The following is a 20,287-nucleotide window of genomic DNA, read 5'->3' on the forward strand; positions in this document are numbered from 1 at the left end:
CCATCGTTCCTATTTATGAAAGTTTTTAAACCCTGCTTTTCTTTAATATTATTAAGCCTGTTCTTCTGTTTAGCAGGCTATGCACAGCAACAAAATTTACCGGTACAAAATAACAGGTGGGCCATTCAGCCAAATGGCAGCATATTATGGAAAACAGATGGCCGGCTTCCCCACGCCGACCATATTGAAATGTCGGGCGAAAAAGTGTCACTTTGGGTTGGCTACCGGATAGATTCGCCTGGCCTGGCAACAATTACCCGTACACTGGTTTTCCCCACCTTCAGGATGCTGCCCGATGATACCCGCAGCCATATAGCCTATACTTTTCAGGATAATGAACTGCCGCGAATCTATATCGATAACAAAGTACTAACAATTAATAATCCACCGGGGGTGGTAACCGGCGATATGCCACTAAAAGTTAACAGCATAAGCCAACATGGTATTATGCTAATATCCGCGCAAGCGGGTAACACCGGATTAGTAGATATCGAACGCAGCATTTTCCCCTCTATAGACAAGCCTTTAGCCATAGAACGCTTTAAGTTCACCAACGTTAGCAATAAACCGGTTACGGTTGCCATGGAAAAGTTAAGACGCGATGTAACAACAAACCCGCTTACCAGCAAAACATCGCCACATACCGTGATCATGTTATCTGTAGATGACGGCAGCCGGATTTTGCAACCCGGCCAATCTGCCCGCTTTTCCATTTGTTATTTAGCTACTGACCATCCCGGCGCTTTAACACCTGTTGATCCCGATGCTGAAGAAAAAGCCAGGGAAAACCGGGTAGCCGAAATTTCAAGGCCCTTACAATTAGAAACACCAGATAGCATATTAAACACCGAATTTGCATTTGCCAAAATCCGTGCTACAGAAAGCATTTTTAAAACAAAAAGCGGTTATATGCATGGCCCGGGCGGTTTATCATACTACGCGGCTATATGGGCCAATGACCAGGCCGAGTATATCAGCCCATATTTTGCTTTTTCCGGCGATAGCATTGGTAATTTGTCGGCCATGAATTGTTACCGCTTGTTTGCGCGGTACATGAATACCCAATACAAGCCCATCCCAAGCTCGATAGTTGCCGAAGGAGATACCACCTGGAATGGTGCCGGCGACCGTGGCGACCAGGCCATGATTGCTTACGGTGCATCAAGGTACGCCCTTACATATGGCAACATCGATTCGGCCAAAAAGCTATGGCCATTAATAACCTGGTGTTTGGAATATAGCCGCAGGCACATCAACCAGCAAGGAGTGGTAACATCTGATGCTGATGAACTGGAAGGCCGGTTTCCGGCCGGCAAAGCCAATCTATCTACCAATTGCCTGTATTACGATGCCTTGATCTCGGCTGCCCTACTGGGCAAGCAACTTCATATTGGCAACAAACTAACAGATCAATACAACCAGCAGGCCAGTCAGCTTAAAGCAGCTATTGAACAGTATTTTGGTGCAACCATAAACGGGTATAATACCTACAAGTATTACGAAACCAATAACACCTTGCGCGCCTGGATCTGTATGCCATTAGCCATGGGCATTTTTGACCGGAGTAAAGGCACCATCGATGCCCTATTTTCACCACAATTATGGACTGCAGATGGCTTAGCCACCGAACAAGGAAAAGATACCTTTTGGGACCGGTCAACCCTGTACGCCCTGCGTGGCGTGTTGCAGGCCGGCGAAACAGATAAGGCGATAGCGTTTTTGCGTTATTACTCCCGCAGGCGGCTTTTGGGCGAACATGTACCCTACCCCGTCGAAGCATATCCCGAAGGAAACCAAAGGCACCTATCTGCCGAGAGTGGTTTGTATTGCCGGATATTTATTGAAGGTTTATTTGGCATAAGGCCTACCGGATTTAATACCTTTAACTGTACCCCCCGTTTGCCAAAAGACTGGAATAATATGGCCTTAAACAATATCCATTCCTTTGGAACTGTTTTTGACTTGAAAATAGCGAAGAGAAGTGATGGAAAAATTGTGGTAAATGTGATTAAGGGAGAGCACAAAACCACCTACATCATTCGAAATGGAGAAACCGCATCGGTAAAATTGTAACTCTGGCTATGTGAACAGGAACCGCTCTCTTAAGAAGCTGTTTAAAAACAAAAAGGATTGTGATTGCGCGTTTTAAAATCCGCGGGCTGTGAAGGGGAAAATGGCAAAGCGAATTGAAACCCAATGTCATGCTGAACTTGTTTCAGCACCCCACTCGCTAAATATACGTCATACGAGTTACCCGTCCTGAGGTGTCCCGAAACAAGTTCCGGGATGACTTCCTTTCGTCATTTTACCCTTCGGAGGCTACGAATTTCACAACTGGAAACAATGTTTTTAACATTGGTAATCAATAACTTCTAAGGAGTTTATGATATATTGAAATGTACAGACTCAGTAAGTTTTATCCGGCACTAAAATTATCATGTTCGCTAAATCGTCATTCACGGGTATATCGCAAGCCAGAACATTTCTGCCAATTTTTGAATATGGTGAAACAATTTGCACCAAACAAGTGCCGCAACTACCCATTCCGCAACATAAGCCAAATCCCGGAATAGCCAAATGATCTGATATAACCAACATCAGGCTGTGATACTGCCCAGGAGAGATTTGTATCCTAAGGCTTTCGCCCAGGTGATAGAGCGTTAGGTGTATTGTATTATTCTCCATTTTATTTGTAGGCTGTAAAGCTGTGAGTAAACAGTTATTCGTTTTAGCAAAAACCAACCTGCACCATTTTAATTAAGGCAGAATTTTGTCGGTTGTCATAGTTCTAAGCTCCGGTTCATTCAATAGTTTGATATTTTTTCCATTTGTAAGAATCAGGTTACTTTGCTGAAATTCGTTCATTACCTTAAACAAGGTTTCATAGGCTACGGCCGCGAAGGATGAAAGGTCCTGCCGCGATAGTTCAATAGCTATAAACCCTTCTTCGGTAACGCCAAATTGTTTTTTAAGGTTTAGCAAAGCCAGCGCGATTCTTTCTTTAACAGGCATATGTACCAGGTTTCGCATCCTTTTTTCTGATTCCTGCAATTCATTTGCAAAGAGTTTCATCAGCGAATAAGTGAGCCTGGGATTAACATTTAAGCTTGATTCAAAAAAATCAAGATCAACGGAGCAGATGACCGAGTTTTCGAGGGCAGTTGTAGTTACCGGATATATGGGCTCGTTACCCAGCCCCATATGGCCAAGTATGTCGCCTGGCTGGGCAAAGCGGATAATCAGTTCTTTTTCAGCATCCCAGCGTTTGTGGGTTTTTATCTTGCCCGAATAAACAAAATATATCCGCGTAACCGGCTCTCCTTCACTAAAAATCTGCTGCCCCTTTTTTACTTCGTAATTCTTTTTATGCGAAGCTATGGCCATTGCCCAGTCATTGGAGCAGTGGCTGCACAAATAACATGTGCTTACGTCGCATTGGCTTTTTACTTCCTTCATTCTTTCATTTTCATAAAGATGTGCAATATTAACCAAGTTAGGTGGCTATTCAATGGTAGCCATTTTTAAATCCTTTTTCAAATATGGGCACCTCTGCCCTATGATTTTAAAATTCATTTTTGATTTAAAACATTGCTCAAACAATTATAATTATCTATTTTTGCAATTTAAAATTAACAATTTTGTTGCATAAACAATATATACAGAAAAATTGAATTTCAAATATCTTCATGAAAAAAAATATTATTTCCAATGCCATACCAATATCGCCTCTGTTAAATGAAATTGACACAAGCGAAAACGACACCAAAACAGTTGCTTATAAAAAGGCGCGGCTTATCAGGATTTCGGTGTATGCGGTTGTGGTGGCCCTCTGTATTAGCCTCATCGCTAAAGTGCTGGTTTCCCTCATCAATTTAGTAACCAATCTCTCTTTTTATGGATCTGTTGACTTACGGTTTCACAGTCCCGCAGGTAATCATTTAGGGTTATGGGTTATTATCATACCTGCTATAGGCGGTGTACTGGTGGGTTTAATGGCTTTATATGGTTCAAAAGCAATCAGAGGTCATGGCATTCCTGAAGCAATGGAACAGATCCTGGTAAACGAAAGTAACATTAAACCTTCCATCACTTTTCTGAAACCCATTTCATCGGCCATAGCTATAGGAACCGGTGGCCCCTTTGGAGCCGAAGGACCTATTATCGCTACCGGAGGAGCCTTAGGATCTACCTTGGGCCAGCTTTTTAAGATCACCGCCAACGAACGTAAAATTATCCTTGCCTCGGGGGCAACAGCCGGCATGTCTGCCATATTTGGTACACCAATAGCGGCTGTTTTTCTGGCTATAGAGCTATTGCTTTTTGAATTTTCGCCGCGTTCCATATTACCGGTGGCATTGGCTTGTATAACCGGCGCCGCCGGGCACCACCTCCTGTTTGAATCGGGCCCGGTATTTACCATGCCGGAACTGGCTATCCCTTCAAATATCGCTTTGGGGCTTTACAGCTTTATGGGCATAGTGATAGGCTTTATGTCTGTTGGTATTACTAAAATAGTCTATTTCATTGAAGATAGCTTTGAAAAACTGCCTGTACACTGGATGTGGTGGCCTGCTATTGGCGGTCTTGCGGTTGGGGTCATTGGTTATTTTGCCCCGCATACACTTGGTGTGGGTTATGACAACATCATAGGGGTGCTTTCGGGTACCTGGACAATCAGGCTGCTTTGTATGCTCTGCTTTTTCAAATTTTTATCCTGGGCAATCGCATTGGGCAGCGGCACATCCGGCGGCACGCTTGCCCCGCTCTTAACCATCGGTGGCGCGGCCGGCGCGCTTATTGGGTCGGGCATACTGCTGGTATTTCCAACAGCTGGTATTACCATTCCGTTAGCAGCTTTGATCGGTATGTCGGCCATGTTTGCTGGCGCTTCAAGGGCTTATCTTACCAGTATCGTTTTCGCGCTGGAAGCTACCATGCAGTCGCATGCATTGCTTCCGTTACTTGGCGCGTGTACCGCCGCTTACCTTGTTTCTTTCTTTTTAATGGAAAATACCATTATGACCGAAAAGATTGCCAGAAGGGGTGTTTTCACGCCCGATTCGTTTGAACCCGATATTTTACAGAAAATGACCGTAGAGCAGGTGACCAGCGAGGAAGGAATAGTTTTTAATGATCAAAGCACCGTTGACGAGGTACGAACATGGTTAAGTAAAAATACGACAGATGATAACTACCTCATCCTTGTGAACAATTTGGACGGTTACGTTGGCACCATAAAAATCACTGCTATTTTCCATGACAGATTATCGCCTGAAACCTTGTTAAGCCAGGTAATGCAGCAACAGCCTGGCTGGTTTATCAGCAATAAGGACACACTACGCAAAGCGTTAGAAACGATGTCGAAAACAGGAACAGATGTATTGCCTATCTTATCTGCAGGAAATGATCGCAGCTTAGTTGGGGTACTTTCTTATAAAGACATCATAAAAGCCTACCAGATGCAGATGACAGCCGATGATAACACTCATGTAAAAATATCATTGAAACGACAGGGTATCAAGGTATCGACCAAAGGGAATAAACTATCCGATATTAACGCGAAGGTTTAAAGTAAAAACAGGGCCTCATTTAAGCTTCCAGGACCAAAAAGTGTATAAATCTTCCGGTCATTACCATGAATCAATTATTTTGTGATATCGACCCAAAGGCTTTTCATGAAAAGCCTTTGGGTCGATATCTGTACAAACCTGCACCATTTTATCTCCTGCCCTCAAATGTTACTTCGCCCCATTTCCTCCGGGGGCCCAAATTTCGCGTATTGTATCCTCATCACCCTGCCCATCCGGCACCGCGGTACCTGGTTTATTGGCGTAATACCACTTTTTGTGATCCAGTGGTGATGTTGTTTGACGGCCTCCCGGCATTTCCAGATGACCGTTAAGGTCTGTTTTCTTAACCCAATTGTATGCATAAGTTAGCCATTGGGCACGATATTGTTTACTTTGATGTGCAAACCAACTTATTTCGTCATAACCCCAAACCCAAAATGGAATGTCGCCGGCTTTTTCTTTTCCGGGGTATTTACTAACTCCATAATTATCAAACTCTACCAGGTATGGCAGGTGCTCGCATGACCATCCACTTGGGGTAATACCACCTTTACTCCTGCCATAAAGCGCATCTGTGTGCCCAACTTTTAACATTGCTTCTTCAGGTTGGCCGGGTGTTTCCATTATTCTTAACGGAAAGGCATGAAAATCCATTAACAATTTCCCGTTTCGTACAAAACCGCCACCCGGAACATGCGAATCGCACAAAATGATATGCCTGCGGGCATGCTTAGCCGCATAATTCCGTGTTAAGGTTAACACCTGGTTATAATTATCAAGATTGGGATCATTTTTGTTCATGAGCTCCACTTGCCCAAAGTGAATGCCTTCAATACCAATGTTAATATAACACACGGCGAGGTAATAAAAATAAAGTTTAGTTTCTAACCGGCTTACATCAGGTACCGATCCTTCTCCCCATTGATTTTTAAATTTTCCGTCGGGATATAGCATGTCCGCATAGTTAAAGTTCCGTTTTTTTATCGGCACGCCTAAGGCTGTAAATGCCCATTTGGGAATAGCAAGCTTATTAACCTGGAGGGTTACTATTTCAAAAATGCAGGCTTGCAAAATTATATCAGGATCGCTTGCGTGTATTTTTTGGGCAAGCTCCCTTTCCTGTTGCAGATTTTTCGGAATATCAGCTTCTTCACCCCACTGGCATACGCTTCTTCCAATAAATTTAGCTCCAATATTTTTAATCATCCTAAGGTTATCGTTAAAATCACCTTTCCCAACAAGCAAACTTTGCATTGTAATTGACCGATCAAGGTAATTTTCCAAAACGTTTCGGGAGATAGTGGCGTTGAATTTATAGTCTTTCTCTTTCGACCGCTCAACAATCGTTGCAATTGATTTGCGAGGTAATGCCGTCGCCCCACCAGATAAGGCAAGGCAAAGCCCCGTCAAAACAATAGTAAAAAACTTCGCCTTCAGCGAGTAGAATGACCATGCCTTATTTGAGAGAATTAGCTTAGAAATATGCATTGTAGTAGGTACTAAATTGGATTACAAACCGGGTTAATAAGACCTGCGCAGCTTTTATTTCGCCTTCATTCCTGTTTGAATGACCTTTTGAATCGTTCCATCGGCATTAAAGTAAAGCTTATCCACACAGATGGAACGAAGGTTTCCCTGGCCCGAAAGCACATCATTATGGTAAAACGCGTACCATTGCCCCTTATATTGCACCACCGAGCCATGGCTTGTATCGCAACCTGTTGGATCTAAATAAACGCCTCCGTATGTCCAGGGACCTAAAGGGCTTTTACTGGTTGCATAATTTAACCGGTTTGCGTCTTTTCCGTTCACTTTATTGTTATCGGCATAAGTAAGATAGTATAATCCATTTCTTTTAAACACCCACGTAGCTTCATGAAAATCTTTTAATCCCTCCATCGATGTTAAAGGCTGTGCCAATTCAGTCATATTTTCTTTTATTTTGGCTCCAACACATCTGTTACCACCGCCATAATAAAAATAAGCTTGTCCGTCGTCGTCAATAAAAATACATGGGTCAATCATCGCAAAATTGTTGTTACCCAATTCAAGATAACCCTGCACAACAAAATCACTTGCCGGCTTTTTGCTTGTAGCAATCCCAATTTTCCATGTTTTATTCCATTCGGTTCCACTGGGATGAGGAAAATAAAAATAATAGGTACCATTTTTATAAACGCAATCGGGAGCCCACATAAAGCCACCCTCCTTGCGGCCCCATGGAACCTGGCTGGCACGCAATATTTCTCCATGATCTTTCCAGTTCACCATGTCGTCGGTTGAAAAAACGTGGTATTGATCCATCAAATCACACCCGCGCGGTGGATCCACATCATGTGAAGGATAAACATATAACCGACCATCCGGAAATACTCTTGCAGAGGGATCTGCAGTATAAATATGCCTGATAAATGGGTTTTCAGCTAATTTAGAAATGGGTTTGCGCGTTTTACACCCAGAAAACACGGCTACGGTAATAAATAAAGCAACGGTAATTTTTTTCAAAAAAAACACCTTGGTTTCTCCGAAGAAAAGGTTTCGCATGAACATAGTTTAATAATTTGTTTTACAACAGGTAATCAACACAATCTTTTATTCCTGTGAAATCGGTTGTAAATAACGCTTTGCGGTATAACAAAGAATTAATAAAATATTAATGCCCTTATTTATCTGCAATATGAGGAATCAACAAAACTTTGCAGCTCGCCTGGTTTATGTTATCCTCAGCAACCTGGCTTATTTTAAAAACGTCAAACTCCTGCATGCTGGCAGGTATTTCCCATTGCATCCGGACTCGATTACGATAGCCATATTTAAGTTCAGTTCCTTCGCCCACTTGATTATTGCTCCCTGCCTGCAAATAGTTCACGCTAACAAAGGCTAATAACATTATCTAAATTATATGATGTTATTTTAATAACAGGCAAGCTCATTGTAGTTAATATAATACTTGCCTGCTATGTTATTATTTAGTTACAATAGCATTTTTTTTGCTTACTGTTTGCGCACTGAAATAGCCAATACATCCACCAGAAATATTTGATTCCGGGGTGGCGGGGGTAGCCAATTGATCATTGTAAAAAGCCACACTTTCGGCTTCCTGTAAAAAATTATATACTCCTTTGTCTACACCCACCAGGAAAACATTTACATGATCATTCTTTTTAATTGCCCCTGTATCGGTAACCAGCGCTGTACGAATATATTTACCGTTAGATAACAGGTCTTCCTGAGTTTGAAATCTGTTTAAATTAATTCCGTTTTTTTGTATAGCAAACTTGTAAAAATTTGTGGCGCTGACGGGGTCCTGAAAATGAGCAACCGGTTGAATCATATTTTTGACAGATGTATAATCAAATGAGACAGAATCAAGTACCACCGGATAGGGCATTGTTGATGTCGAAAGGTATGTTTTTCCATTAACCACCACCCTAAGCTGATAGGTGCTGCCCGGTTTACCTGTAATCACATGTGTGGTATAAATTCCGGCGGAGGTTTCAGTTAATATATCAGTAACACCGGCGGTTTTATCGGTAATAGTTACCGATGCGCCAGAAACATTAGGATAAGTATTATCTGCATAAAATTCAACTGTTTTTGAAATGTTGATGTGGTAAGGGCCAGTAGTATCACTTACCGCCCCTTCAATAACTAACTGTGGAGTTGAACCAGGTAAGGGAGGAACAATAGTTTTTTTACAAGAAGCAAAAGCGACTACGGAAATAAGCATAAATATTGTTGATTTTAAGTCTTTCATGTTTTTTAGAATTTAAAATTGTAAGTAACTGCGGGTACCATTTTGAAAAGTGTAGTTTGTAACACCTGGGTTTTGCTGGCGTCTTTCGGGTCGGTTTGAAAAATTATAGCATAAGGGTTTGATGCGCCATATACGTTGTATATCGAAAAATTCCAGCTGCTTTCATATTTGGCGGTTTTTTTTGCTAAAAGTGTGGCACCAACATCAAGGCGGTTGTAAGCGGGCATACGGCTGCTGTTTCTATCGCCATAGGTGTAAACCGGAGCACCATCTACAGCGAATTTCCCTGATGGCCAGGTAACCGCGTTGCCTGTATTGTAAACAAAGTTTGCAGAAAAGGTCCATTTACTACCGACCTGGTACATGCCTACTAATGATAAATGATGCGTTTGATCTTGTGTAGCCGGATAATAATTGCCGTTATTAATTCCGGCTATTTTTGTTTCTGTACGGGATAAAGTATAGCTCAGCCAGCCGGTAAATTTTCCACTCTTCTTTTTGATATAGGTTTCCCAACCGTATGCTCTTCCTGAACCGAACAGCAGATCGGCTTCTATATTTTCATTACCTGTTAATTGGGCGCCGTTTTTATAATCAATTTGATTTTGAAGGTTCTTATAATACACTTCTGTAGAAAACTCGTAGCCACGGTTATGAAAAGTGCGATAAAAGCCAAGAGCAACCTGATCGGCTATTTCGGGTTTGATGTTGTTACTGCTGGGCAGGTAAATATTTGTAGGAGAAAGAGATGTTGAGTTATTTAACAAATGGATGTTTTGCACATTACGATCATATGAAAGCTTAACAGCGTTATTTTCATTCAACTGGTAGTTTGCTGCAAACCGCGGCTCGGGTGTAAAATAGTTTTTAACCACTTTGCCGCTTCGGTAGTAAGTACTATCTGATTTGCTGCCGCTTTTATCATAAGTGTAAAAGGTTCCGGGACCAAGAACGGTTAAATTACTTAACCTCACACCATAAGTAATCTTTAGCTTATTGGTAGCGTTCCATTCGTTTGATAAGTAGAGGGCTGTTTCCTGGGCATGCTTCTTTTGTAAAAAAATATCATTATAACTTGACGAAGCCGTGGAAAGCGCTGTGCCCGGTTGCGTTAGGTGAAAAATTGATTCAAGTCCAAAACTCAATTTATTTGAACTGTTCAAATAGTAGTTAAAATCCTGCTTTAAATTGTAATCCGTAATAGAAGAGTTAATTTTTATATTATCGAAGTTATTTTGGATAGCTACATTATAATTGTACTTGCTATAAATCAACGATGTATTTGAAAATAACTTGCTGCTAAAAATGTGGTTCCATCGCAACGTCCCGGTAGCATTGCCGTAATTAAGTCCAAAATTATTTCTGAAACTCATCACATCCTTGCCGAAATACCCTGATAAAAAGATCCGGTTATTATCATCGATCTGGTAATTGGCCTTCAGGTTTACATCATAAAAATATAATTTACTGTGTTTAAGTGTAGTATCTGAAGCAAGGCCGGTGAATAGATCTGCATAGCTTCTGCGTGCGCTAACAATGAATGATCCTTTATGATCAAACAACGGGGCTTCAACCGTTAGCCTTGATGCGATAAGGCCAAGTCCACCACTTACACCAAACTTTTGACTGTTGCCATCGTTCATTTGTACATCTTCTACCGAAGACAGGCGCCCGCCATAGCTTGCGGGCATCCCTCCTTTATAAACCGAGATATCTTTAATAGCATCAGAATTAAAAACCGAGAAGAAGCCCAAAACGTGCGATGGATTATATACCGTAGCCTCATCAAGCAGGATCAAATTTTGATCAGAACCGCCACCACGCACAAAGAAGCCTGCATTACCATCACCGGCAGAAACAATGCCCGGCAGGAGTTGAACGGTCTTTAAAACATCTTTTTCGCCCAACAGTACAGGAATGTTTTTAATGTCTTTAACAGAGAGTTTTTGTAATCCGGCCGGCGAAATCATTATGTTACTGGTTCTGGATGAACTGCTGGTAATTTTAACTTCCTGCAGCTGGCCTTGTCCCGAGGTGAGGTGAATATTAGCAAGTGTATTTTTGCTCAATTGAATTTTTAATGTATCTGTGGCATAGCCCGTATAGGATGTTAACACGGTATATGTTCCTTCTGATGCAGTAAGAGAATAAAACCCGTAAGTATTTGCACTCACACCTTTGCCCGGTAATTCCAACAGGCGAACAGTGGCACCTGGTAAGGTTTCGCCTGAAGCGAAGTCTTTGATCGTTCCTGAAATGGTATATGTTTTTGGAGACTGCGCCAGCAAAAGCATAGGCGGGCTAAAAAGTAAAAAGAGTAACAAGTGTTTTAAGTTGTGCATTTTATTGTGTGTTATGTTCAATTTGAGCTTCGTTTTTTAGCTCATTTGCACTTATGACACACTTAATCCTGTTTACCCTGACTCAATAACAAAATAATTATTGCTGATTTGAACCTGCCTTTTACTTTGGAAAACATTGAATAATTCAACAAAAAATACGATCTATTGATAATCAACTATAAAATAAAAAAAGCTTTTTTTCAGACTACTCTTAAACTAAAGGGTAGATAACGGTGCAGAACCCAAATCGCTTTATTGATGAGTTGATTATAATAGGCGGTTTTTCAAGTTCTTAAAGTATTCACTTTTGGATGGAGCGATTAATTGTGTAGATTTATTTTGATGATAAACGATAGGGATATTAAAGAACTCATACCAAAACATAAAGACGATCAGAAAGTGATTGCCGGACTTAAAAAACTTTCATTTGAACAACTAAAGCCTATTATTCCCGAATTGTTAGAGTGGATACAAGATATGAACTGGCCAATTGCCGGGCCGATAGCGGAGGTATTAAAACCATTTGGAAATAGAATAAACGCAGAAATAATTAAAATCCTAAAAACAGGCGATGATGGGTGGGAATGGAACGTATTAGCAATTTTTGCAAGAAATACTACCGACCCTCTTTTATTGAGCGAAATTGAACGGATCGCAAAATTTCCGACGAAAAGCGAAATTGATGGAGAAGTCGATCTTGAAGCAATGGCTATTTTAAATGGAGATTATAAATGAGAGCGTTCTTCGGCATCTCATATAAATGACAACAAAAAAGCCTCCCATTTTCATGAGAGGCTTTCGGGTGCTTATCGGTACAAATTACGTCGAAGTTTGTGGCTGATTTGAAGTGGTTGGCCGATTTTCCTGAAAGATTGAAAGAATATAATGAGATGGGAAAGGGCTTCAATTCCGCTATTTGATAAGTTATAAAAGCATGCAGTAATTCATCGGTAGTAATGAAAATTCTATTTTCATTACTACCGATGTTTTCCAGTTTATCACTCCTATATTATTGCACAGTCCAATAGTAGCTCGTTTTGTAGAAAGTTTCTGATATGCCATTATACATAACATTAAAAGCTGTCCACATATTTACTTGTTCATCCCTACCAAAAGCGTTCTTTCGGGTATGATATTTAACTTCATCATTCAGATTGCTATATACATAATTGGAGATTCCAATGTGATTAGGAGATTTACATTCATCGCTAATAACAACGGACTTATTGATAGCATTTCCAATCCAGATTAAATCTTTGGTGTTATTATCTCCGCCAATACCGACTTTCGTGCATAAAACTTTACCATCATCTAGGCCGATTCCGAAATCCACAGCTGAATATTTTTCAAGAAGCTTATTAATTCCACTGTCAGATGAAGAAATCATATAAGAAATCTGCATTGCCGCTTTTACTGCATTACTTAATGAATTTTTCGTGGTGCCTTGAAAAAAAGCCAATACACTATCACCATTAAAACTTCTTACCTGTCCCCCCAAAGAAGTAGCAATCTTCACGGTTGTGTGCAGATAGGCTTTATGTATTTTTGCAATGGTGGGTTTGTTATGATTATTTAGAACCTTAGTGGAACCTCTCATATCAATAAAAAGCGTTGTCGCTTCAAATTTAAGGCCTCCGTTGTTGAAGGTTAGTTTTGTGTCTGTAATTTCTGGCACGTAGGTAACATCTGTTACATCGAAATTTGTGTCTAGAATCTCTTTTACTTTAGTGGTAATCTCTTGATTTAGGCCCATGTTAGTTGTCGTGATTTAAAAAGACATAATAAATCAGAACACTTAATGGGGTTAATAAACCAAAAAACATAATTCTTATGGCAGTATTAAAAAGCTTGAATTTCCTTGCTGTTATTTGGCTAGTAATAACAAGTTGCTTTGCTAAATCCCTTTCATACGTTGCGTTTACTGTTTCCAGATTATACAATTGCTTAATTTTAGAAACGAGTTCTTCATCTGTCAATAAAGCAATACACCCGAAAAACAACACATTATCACTTCTGGTAAGAGAAACATCATGTGCTTTGTGTTTCATCTTGGCGACTAAAGAGGAAAAGCTAATAAAGATTGAGAATGCACACATGACTATTATATAAATCATATAATAGCTTAACACCGGTAATTTTACATCCTTTAGCAATGCGGCTAACCCAACGATGATAGCACCATTAAACGCGATCAATGTGGTATTTTTAGTTTCTCCGAATTTTAATAAATCGTATGTGTTTTGGTATGTTTTCTCCAATATGCCGGAGATTGATGTTTCTTGTTCAGCCATTTAATTGTGATATATAAATTCAAATATAATTAAACATTTCTCGAAACCTGATTTTGGCTAATAAGCTATTAATCAATATAAAAAGAAAACTTACCTATTCAACTATCTATTTATTCAAACTAAGTATTATAAGTGCAGGTATAGTGTTTAATAAATGACCACTCAACTCCCTGCAAATTGACTTGAACAATACTGGATTTGTTGAAATATCCGCATTTAGAAGGAGAATGATTCGTAATGCAAAATGCACCTTCTTTGCAAAATTCCTTGTTGTCATATTGGCTAACGTGATAATATGATATCGAGTTATTCATTGCAACTGATTCTAATCGGTAAAGCTCTGTCAATGACTTGCCAATCACTGTGTATTCTGGATAGTTTAATGTTTTGTTTTTATAATACATTACACTACCATCATGCAGAGCAACTTTTACCTCTCTTTCTGTGCCTCGCAGCAATACGATAATATCTTTGGCGCACTTATCCGCTTTGCTGAACAGAACATCCTTACTATCGGTTAAAAAAGGCTGTCCGAAGATTGCAATAATACCATCACCCATTATTTTTTCCACCTCCCCTCCATGCGCATAGATAATAGGAATTACTAAATCGTAATATTTATCAAGATATATTGCTAGTTGACTGTTTGTGAGATTTTTGCATTTTTGAGAAAACGCGGTTATATCTATAAAAAGAAATAATAAATCTGCGGAGGCTTGACTCTCAAAAAAATTTAAAATCCTTGTATCTAATCCCTGATATGAAAATGAATTTTTTATTTGATCTGCTGAAAACCTAAAGTTTTCATTCAGAGATTTCAATTGTAAATTACTAACGCTGTTTTTAGAACCGTATTTCTCCTTTAACGCTATTAATTGTGTGATATTTGGCATAGTTGGTCTTTACGATAAAGTTAGCGATTATCAATTAAGATACTTTTAGAGTATCGACATTTTAATTTTGAGATGCTTTTCGTATTATTAGGTATTTATATATCATAATATTTAATGGCAATTAAAGAAACATTAACTGAGGAAGTTGAGAAAATTTTAAGCACAAAATGGGATGTTCGGGACGGGACAGTAATACCTACTTCGGATAGTGTAGGTTTAGGCAGTGGTGCGGTTAAAATCAAAGCCACTTTTCTGTATGCAGATTTAGCGGGGTCATCTGCTTTAGCTGCCAATTGTCCATGGGAAACAACTGCCAAAATAATAAGGGCTTATCTAAATATTTGCACAAGGCTGATTAAAGCCCATGGTGGTGAGATAAGAAGTTTTGATGGGGATAGAGTAATGGGCATTTTTATAGGAGACGCCCCAAATACCAACGCAATCAAATGTGCCAGGAAAATTGATTGGATAGTGCATAATGTACTAAATGAAAAAGCCAAAAGATTTGCTTCTATTAAGAACAATAACATTCTGATCACCCATTGTGTCGGGATAGATACCAGTGACGCCGTTGCTGTCCGCGCCGGTATAAGGAATAACAATGATTTAATCTGGATTGGCCGTGCACCAAGTTTCGCTGCAAAATTGTCTGACATTCGAAGTTATCCTTATACCGTCTACGTTAGTAGCGATTCTTTCAAAGTTGCTTCAAATCAAGATAAAACGATATGGAAAACAGAAAATTTCACTTACGCTAATAAAAACTATACGGTTTACAAAACTTTAACCCCACTTCAACCTTAGTTAAACGATCATTCACCAATCTTAATGCCCGTTAGGGCCGCTCATATTTTTGGCGGCACTCGGGCATATCTTTGCTTTTGAATACTTAGATTTCTACAACAATCGCATCCTGGCAATTGCCTTTTTCTTCTTCGGCCTCCTGTCGTGTGTCAAACACTAAGTTAATACCGTCCTGGTCGGTTACAACAATTGCAAACTCCGGGCCTCCAAATGTCTCAATGATAATAAAACTCATAAATTTAAGATAAAGGGGGATTGCTCCCCCATAATGATTAATTGAATGAAAGCGATGCCGGGCCGTGTTGCGTGAACTCGTGGCAAAGGTCAAAAGCCGACTGGCTGCGTTGCAGCCCTGTACCATACATGATGGACTTTAATTTAGCTTCATCACTTTTGAAATTGCGGACGTTTTGAAAATATCCTGTTACTGCATTGTATGCGCCAAAAACAGTTCCTTTTGTGGTTTCTTCCTGTTGGGTCGGGCTAATCATGGCATATTTAAACACATCGTCTACCATGTTGTTAAAATGGGTGGACAATTCATCATCTGCGCCTTTCTGTACGTTGGCTAAAACTTCCTTGCTCGGTGCCATAGCCAGCTGTATCAGCTTTTTAACCTCCCTGTCGGTTATCCTTACCCTTGACCAGCGGTTATAAATCGCTTCCAGTTCTTCGGATAAACTGTTGGAGATACCCATCATTTTATGCGCCTCCTTTAATTTATCGGTTGCGCTGGCCGTGTGGCGTATCTTAATGCAGTTAACTTGGTTAGATAAGGCGGCATTAAGCGTGTTGCGACATACGACCCTGATAGGTGTAAAAGCAATTTGAATACTGCCCAAACCATCGTGCGAAGTAGTCAGGAACAAAAAGCGTTCAATGCAATCATTGCGCCCGACACGGATGTAATCGGGCAATTTAGCGGTTATAAAAATTCGTGACCCGTTAGCTAACGCCCCTGCGGTTTCGTATAAAATGCCGTCTTTGCCACCTACAATGGCATCGAAGAATGTAAAGGCGTCAACATTCTGTACAATTTCATAATCCTTGCCGACCACGCCCAAAACTTGGTCGGTATCGGTTCGTACGGTTGCGTAATGATTGGGTACATCAATACGCCATTCCATTACCACATCGTTATCCTCGGTGTTTTCGTCGGTATCATCACCATAGGTAAACAGGTTGCGTTTTTCAACGGTGTAATCTAAACCCGCATATTTTATCGCCTCTGCGCTTGTTGGGTAGTCTGTAATGACTTGCCCCAACCCATGCCACGCCTTTTCCTTTACTGAAAAAAAGCTGTGTTTACCTGTCTGTTCATTGAAATTAATATCGTGTGCCATGCTATTTAAGATTTGAGTTTATAGTCCATAAATTTCAGTTCGTGTATTTTCACCTTTTGGGTGTTACTGATGGTACAGATGGCCTTTTGCTGTATTTCGGTAATAGCCTCGTGTACATTTTTATGTTTGGTTTGTATGGTCGCCTTGACCAATAAGAAAATGGTATCGTACATATCTTATGAATTATAATTGTTTGTAAACTGTGCCAGTTCCATTTGAAACCCTTTTGGGTTCTCTATGGCTAATTGTTCGGCGTATCCCTCCCAAAAAAGCTGGTTGGTTATCTCGATGAATATTTCTAACATTGCTGTAAGTTTTAAGATTAGAAAATGTCTTAAACAACGCCCCCTGTTAGTGTTTTGGGAACAGGGGGCGTTTCCATTTAATTATTGCGGGATAACAATACCCGCTTCAATCTCGGCCAGTTTATCCACGCACATATTGTTAACCAACTGTGCCACTGTCCAAATGATAGTCGGGTTTTTGGTTTCAAACTTCCTGCGGTTATCGTCCTCAATTGTCAGCGTGCAACCATTGTAATAATTGGTATCGGTAGTATCTGCCTCGTCCCGCAACTCGATTTCAAAATCATCTAAGTTTTTAATGGTGTCCTGTAGCTTCGTGCGCTGTTTCGCCTTGCGGTGCATTTCCTCGATGAATTTCAACGTACCCTCTAAATTCAGCACGAATTTCTTAGGCTCTTCGTTTACCTGCTCCGCCTTAACCTCCGCTTTCAGTGCTTCCGTTTTCGGCGGTTCCGGTTGTTGCGGTGTGGTCGCTGGTACTTTGTCCGCCTCTTTTTTAACTTCCTCCTTGGCAGGTTCGGCTTTTGATACCGCATTTACCGGGTTACCTGCTACAAACTTTGCCACCTTGTCCGCTTTAACGGGGTTGACTGCTGCAACTCCGCCGTTGTTGTTTTTTACATTCGTTTCCATTTTTAATAGAATTTAATTTGTCCACCCTGCCTACTACCTTTCGGCAGGAGCCATTTCTGGCTTTTTGTTAAGCAACCTCACCTGATGAGCAGGGTGAACAGACAAGGCTTTGCGAAAAAAAATACTACCCGGAGCGCAGCGGAGGTGTGGAGATTTTTTTTCAGCAAACCCGCAGGGCCTGGCCTTGGCTGGGCGCACTGCGGTTCAGAAATTTGCTACACAAACAGCCTAATACCAATTTCATCAAGCCTAAAAAACCTTAAAAAGTGTCAGGAAAAAGTTCGGCCGGTTTGGGTGATGCGAATGCGATGCCCAAAACGGCCGATCTTTTAAAATGCAGTGAAGCTGCTGAATGAGGCACGAAAGAAGCTGCTGGAACTGCTGTCCTGATCAGCCTCGCAACGCTTTCATCCAAACCACGCCCGCTTCCTGTTTGGCCAGCCGCTGTGCCAGCTCCATCGCAGCAATAATGGACAACGCTTTCGCTACGCCCATACCAGCAAAACGCGTTAACGCGCTTACCGGCAGTTCAGCCAGGCGCTTCATATCCAGCGCTACGCTATCCAAAATTTGCTGTGCCAGGTCAACTGCCGTAACGCCCGGCGTCCCTGACCCGATGAGCATAGCCAACAACTCTGCATCCGACAAAGCAGCGCGCCCCTGCGCCAGGAATTTTTCGCGCGGACGGTCGGTAATATCCCAGCTTTTGATACCTGTAGACCGCTCCAAAGGCACCACCGACTTTCCCCGCCGTCCGGCCTCGTGCGCGGCATTGGAGAATAAAGAGGAAAGCGCCTCGATCAGGAATTCGAAATGATCCTCCCATATCATGATACAAGCCCGCTTGTAGGTATTATCCGGCTGCTTCTCAGAACAGACCAGGTTAATGAAATTCTTATGGTTTTTGGCCTGCCTGAAATCAAAAAAGTAATTCCGGTGCTTCGTATAAAATTTCTCGGTGGCAATGATGTTATCTTTCATGGTATTCGGATTTAAAACCCAAACTTCCGCCGCCTAAACGGTTTACCCGGTAATAAAACAAATTACCCGATCCTACCGTTTATCCTGCAATAAAACAGTTACTTAACCAAGAGCCGATCCTATGCCAAATACCGGTACCGAGAAAGAAAACTCCTGCGCACACTGCCATAAACCGTTGTTCGGGAGAACAGATAAACGTTTTTGCAACGATACCTGCCGCAATACTTTTAACAGGCAGAAAACTGAAAATCAAAAACTGCAGGCCAGTGCAAACTTGCCCGAGATATTCCGGATCATCAAAAGAAACTATGAAATTTTAAAGGAGAATTGTCCGCAAGTGCTGGATCACGATGAAAATATGCTTGTTAACGCAAAAGAATTTTTGAAAACGGGATTTAGTCCCAAATTTTTCACTAGCGTACATATCACTTCGTACGGTGAAATTTGGTATTGCTGTTTTGAACTTGGCTTTCGAATTGGTGAGGATTATGCTTTTATACGGCATTTCCCCGAGCAGGCTATCGTATAACCCAATGCTGATTATATCGTTATTCAAATTCAAATGCTTTTTTATGGCGCTGATAAATATCAGCAAGTGCTTTTCCCATCATGTAATCTAATCCTGCATCATCGATAATGCCCATGTTTTTACCCATAATTAAGGCTGGGTGATCAAGGACTTCTTCCTTAAATGAAGGATCATTTCTCATCCGATCAATTATATGCTCCATTAACTGTTCAAATGTAGTTTTAGAATCCTTGTAAAAAAATCGCCCTCCCTCTGCATCAGAGGCGAGATAGGAACGGATCAGATTTCCATCGGCAATCAGCCTTTCGAAAACATCCCCAAAACTATCCATTACTTCCTGTACTGTTACTGATTGGCTGGCCGAAATATAGCCTGAATAAGGGGATTTCAATTCCGGGTCAACACCTTCAAATAAATAACGGCCATAACAAGTCGCCATAGTCAGGTAAAGTTGATTTTGGGTAGCTATATTTATAAGACGAAATTTGGTGACCAATTCCAACCAGCTTATTAATTCTCCATCGGCGGTAATTAACCCATCAAGATGAGAACTCCCATGCATTTCAAAATGTATGACCAGTCCATTTTGGCGATTATTTATGTCATTTAGGATATTATCGAGGAACGCTAATATTTCAGCTTTGCTGTTAGCACTAAAATATGCTTGTGATTTTATGAAAGATCGATCTCCTAACTGTTCAATTCTTCGATTTACAACATCGTCGTAAAGTTCTGCTCCTGTTTGCTTTTCGTCAGGCTCCAGGCTTTGAATGATAATAATATGCTGAATATCTCCGACCATCTATATATTGAATGAAGTATCTTTTGTTAATAGCAAA

General features: G+C 40.8%; 21 protein-coding genes. 4 read left to right on the plus strand and 17 right to left on the minus strand.

Annotated elements, in window-relative coordinates; translation table 11 throughout:
* The first annotated feature begins 15 nt into the window (after nt 1-15).
* Nucleotides 16-2,073 (plus strand): hypothetical protein, encoded by a 2,058-nt coding sequence (locus tag FHS10_RS02195; RefSeq protein ID WP_259087241.1) that lies wholly within the window; start codon nt 16-18, stop codon nt 2,071-2,073.
* A gap of 333 nt (nt 2,074-2,406) precedes the next feature.
* On the opposite strand, the gene FHS10_RS29275 is transcribed toward FHS10_RS02195, so the two are convergent.
* On the minus strand, nt 2,407-2,685 hold the full coding sequence (locus tag FHS10_RS29275) for a 2Fe-2S iron-sulfur cluster binding domain-containing protein (protein WP_374759819.1): 279 nt from the start codon (nt 2,683-2,685) through the stop codon (nt 2,407-2,409).
* A 72-nt stretch (nt 2,686-2,757) separates the two neighbouring features.
* Nucleotides 2,758-3,456, minus strand: a complete 699-nt coding sequence (locus FHS10_RS02200; protein ID WP_259087243.1) for a Crp/Fnr family transcriptional regulator — start codon at nt 3,454-3,456, stop codon at nt 2,758-2,760.
* Nucleotides 3,457-3,686: 230 nt separating this feature from the next.
* On the opposite strand from FHS10_RS02200, the gene FHS10_RS02205 reads away from it, so the two are divergent.
* The gene (locus tag FHS10_RS02205; RefSeq protein ID WP_259087244.1) at nt 3,687-5,570 is read left to right on the plus strand and encodes a chloride channel protein; all 1,884 of its coding nucleotides are present in this window, start codon (nt 3,687-3,689) and stop codon (nt 5,568-5,570) included.
* A 168-nt stretch (nt 5,571-5,738) separates the two neighbouring features.
* Here the strand turns inward: FHS10_RS02205 and FHS10_RS02210 are convergent, their stop codons facing one another.
* The 5 genes from FHS10_RS02210 to FHS10_RS02230 form a co-directional block, all read right to left on the minus strand.
* Nucleotides 5,739-7,058, minus strand: a complete 1,320-nt coding sequence (locus FHS10_RS02210; RefSeq protein ID WP_259087246.1) for a hypothetical protein — start codon at nt 7,056-7,058, stop codon at nt 5,739-5,741.
* Nucleotides 7,059-7,112: 54 nt separating this feature from the next.
* Nucleotides 7,113-8,114, minus strand: a complete 1,002-nt coding sequence (locus FHS10_RS02215; protein ID WP_259087250.1) for a family 43 glycosylhydrolase — start codon at nt 8,112-8,114, stop codon at nt 7,113-7,115.
* A gap of 118 nt (nt 8,115-8,232) precedes the next feature.
* Nucleotides 8,233-8,460, minus strand: coding sequence for a hypothetical protein (locus FHS10_RS02220; RefSeq protein WP_259087252.1), 228 nt, complete (start codon nt 8,458-8,460; stop codon nt 8,233-8,235).
* Between the two features lie 75 nt (nt 8,461-8,535).
* Nucleotides 8,536-9,327, minus strand: a complete 792-nt coding sequence (locus FHS10_RS02225) for a DUF4249 family protein (protein WP_259087253.1) — start codon at nt 9,325-9,327, stop codon at nt 8,536-8,538.
* A gap of 5 nt (nt 9,328-9,332) precedes the next feature.
* Nucleotides 9,333-11,669 carry a TonB-dependent receptor gene (locus tag FHS10_RS02230; RefSeq protein ID WP_259087255.1) on the minus strand — a complete coding sequence of 779 codons (2,337 nt, stop codon included), beginning with the start codon at nt 11,667-11,669 and terminating at the stop codon, nt 9,333-9,335.
* Nucleotides 11,670-12,011: 342 nt separating this feature from the next.
* On the opposite strand from FHS10_RS02230, the gene FHS10_RS02235 reads away from it, so the two are divergent.
* On the plus strand, nt 12,012-12,404 hold the full coding sequence (locus FHS10_RS02235; protein WP_259087256.1) for a DUF5071 domain-containing protein: 393 nt from the start codon (nt 12,012-12,014) through the stop codon (nt 12,402-12,404).
* 274 nt (nt 12,405-12,678) lie between these two features.
* Here FHS10_RS02235 and FHS10_RS02240 read toward each other — a convergent pair whose 3' ends face one another.
* The 3 genes from FHS10_RS02240 to FHS10_RS02250 all read right to left on the minus strand — a co-directional run bounded on the left by FHS10_RS02240 (nt 12,679) and on the right by FHS10_RS02250 (nt 14,853).
* Nucleotides 12,679-13,422, minus strand: coding sequence for an adenylate/guanylate cyclase domain-containing protein (locus FHS10_RS02240; RefSeq protein ID WP_259087257.1), 744 nt, complete (start codon nt 13,420-13,422; stop codon nt 12,679-12,681).
* A 1-nt stretch (nt 13,423) separates the two neighbouring features.
* A complete protein-coding gene (locus FHS10_RS02245) occupies nt 13,424-13,960 on the minus strand; it encodes a Pycsar system effector family protein (protein ID WP_259087258.1) in 537 nt (178 codons plus the stop codon).
* 119 nt (nt 13,961-14,079) lie between these two features.
* Nucleotides 14,080-14,853, minus strand: coding sequence for an adenylate/guanylate cyclase domain-containing protein (locus FHS10_RS02250; protein ID WP_259087259.1), 774 nt, complete (start codon nt 14,851-14,853; stop codon nt 14,080-14,082).
* 114 nt (nt 14,854-14,967) lie between these two features.
* Between FHS10_RS02250 and FHS10_RS02255 the strand changes: the two genes are divergently transcribed.
* Complete coding sequence (locus tag FHS10_RS02255) at nt 14,968-15,657, plus strand: adenylate/guanylate cyclase domain-containing protein (protein ID WP_259087261.1); 690 nt, start codon at nt 14,968-14,970, stop codon at nt 15,655-15,657.
* A gap of 85 nt (nt 15,658-15,742) precedes the next feature.
* Here the strand turns inward: FHS10_RS02255 and FHS10_RS02260 are convergent, their stop codons facing one another.
* From FHS10_RS02260 to FHS10_RS02290, 7 genes are all read right to left on the minus strand, one after another.
* Nucleotides 15,743-15,892, minus strand: coding sequence for a hypothetical protein (locus FHS10_RS02260; RefSeq protein WP_259087262.1), 150 nt, complete (start codon nt 15,890-15,892; stop codon nt 15,743-15,745).
* Between the two features lie 37 nt (nt 15,893-15,929).
* Nucleotides 15,930-17,000 (minus strand): DUF932 domain-containing protein, encoded by a 1,071-nt coding sequence (locus FHS10_RS02265; RefSeq protein ID WP_259087264.1) that lies wholly within the window; start codon nt 16,998-17,000, stop codon nt 15,930-15,932.
* Between the two features lie 5 nt (nt 17,001-17,005).
* Nucleotides 17,006-17,173, minus strand: a complete 168-nt coding sequence (locus tag FHS10_RS02270; RefSeq protein ID WP_259087265.1) for a hypothetical protein — start codon at nt 17,171-17,173, stop codon at nt 17,006-17,008.
* Between the two features lie 3 nt (nt 17,174-17,176).
* Complete coding sequence (locus FHS10_RS02275; protein WP_259087266.1) at nt 17,177-17,305, minus strand: hypothetical protein; 129 nt, start codon at nt 17,303-17,305, stop codon at nt 17,177-17,179.
* A gap of 81 nt (nt 17,306-17,386) precedes the next feature.
* On the minus strand, nt 17,387-17,938 hold the full coding sequence (locus FHS10_RS02280) for a hypothetical protein (protein WP_259087267.1): 552 nt from the start codon (nt 17,936-17,938) through the stop codon (nt 17,387-17,389).
* Nucleotides 17,939-18,328: 390 nt separating this feature from the next.
* Entirely contained in the window at nt 18,329-18,919 is a 591-nt protein-coding gene (locus FHS10_RS02285) for a UPF0758 domain-containing protein (protein WP_259087269.1), read from the minus strand.
* 548 nt (nt 18,920-19,467) lie between these two features.
* Nucleotides 19,468-20,250, minus strand: coding sequence for a hypothetical protein (locus FHS10_RS02290; protein WP_259087271.1), 783 nt, complete (start codon nt 20,248-20,250; stop codon nt 19,468-19,470).
* Between the last annotated feature and the right edge of the window lie 37 nt (nt 20,251-20,287).

Source organism: Mucilaginibacter dorajii, from assembly GCF_024808255.1.
Taxonomy (GTDB): domain Bacteria; phylum Bacteroidota; class Bacteroidia; order Sphingobacteriales; family Sphingobacteriaceae; genus Mucilaginibacter; species Mucilaginibacter dorajii.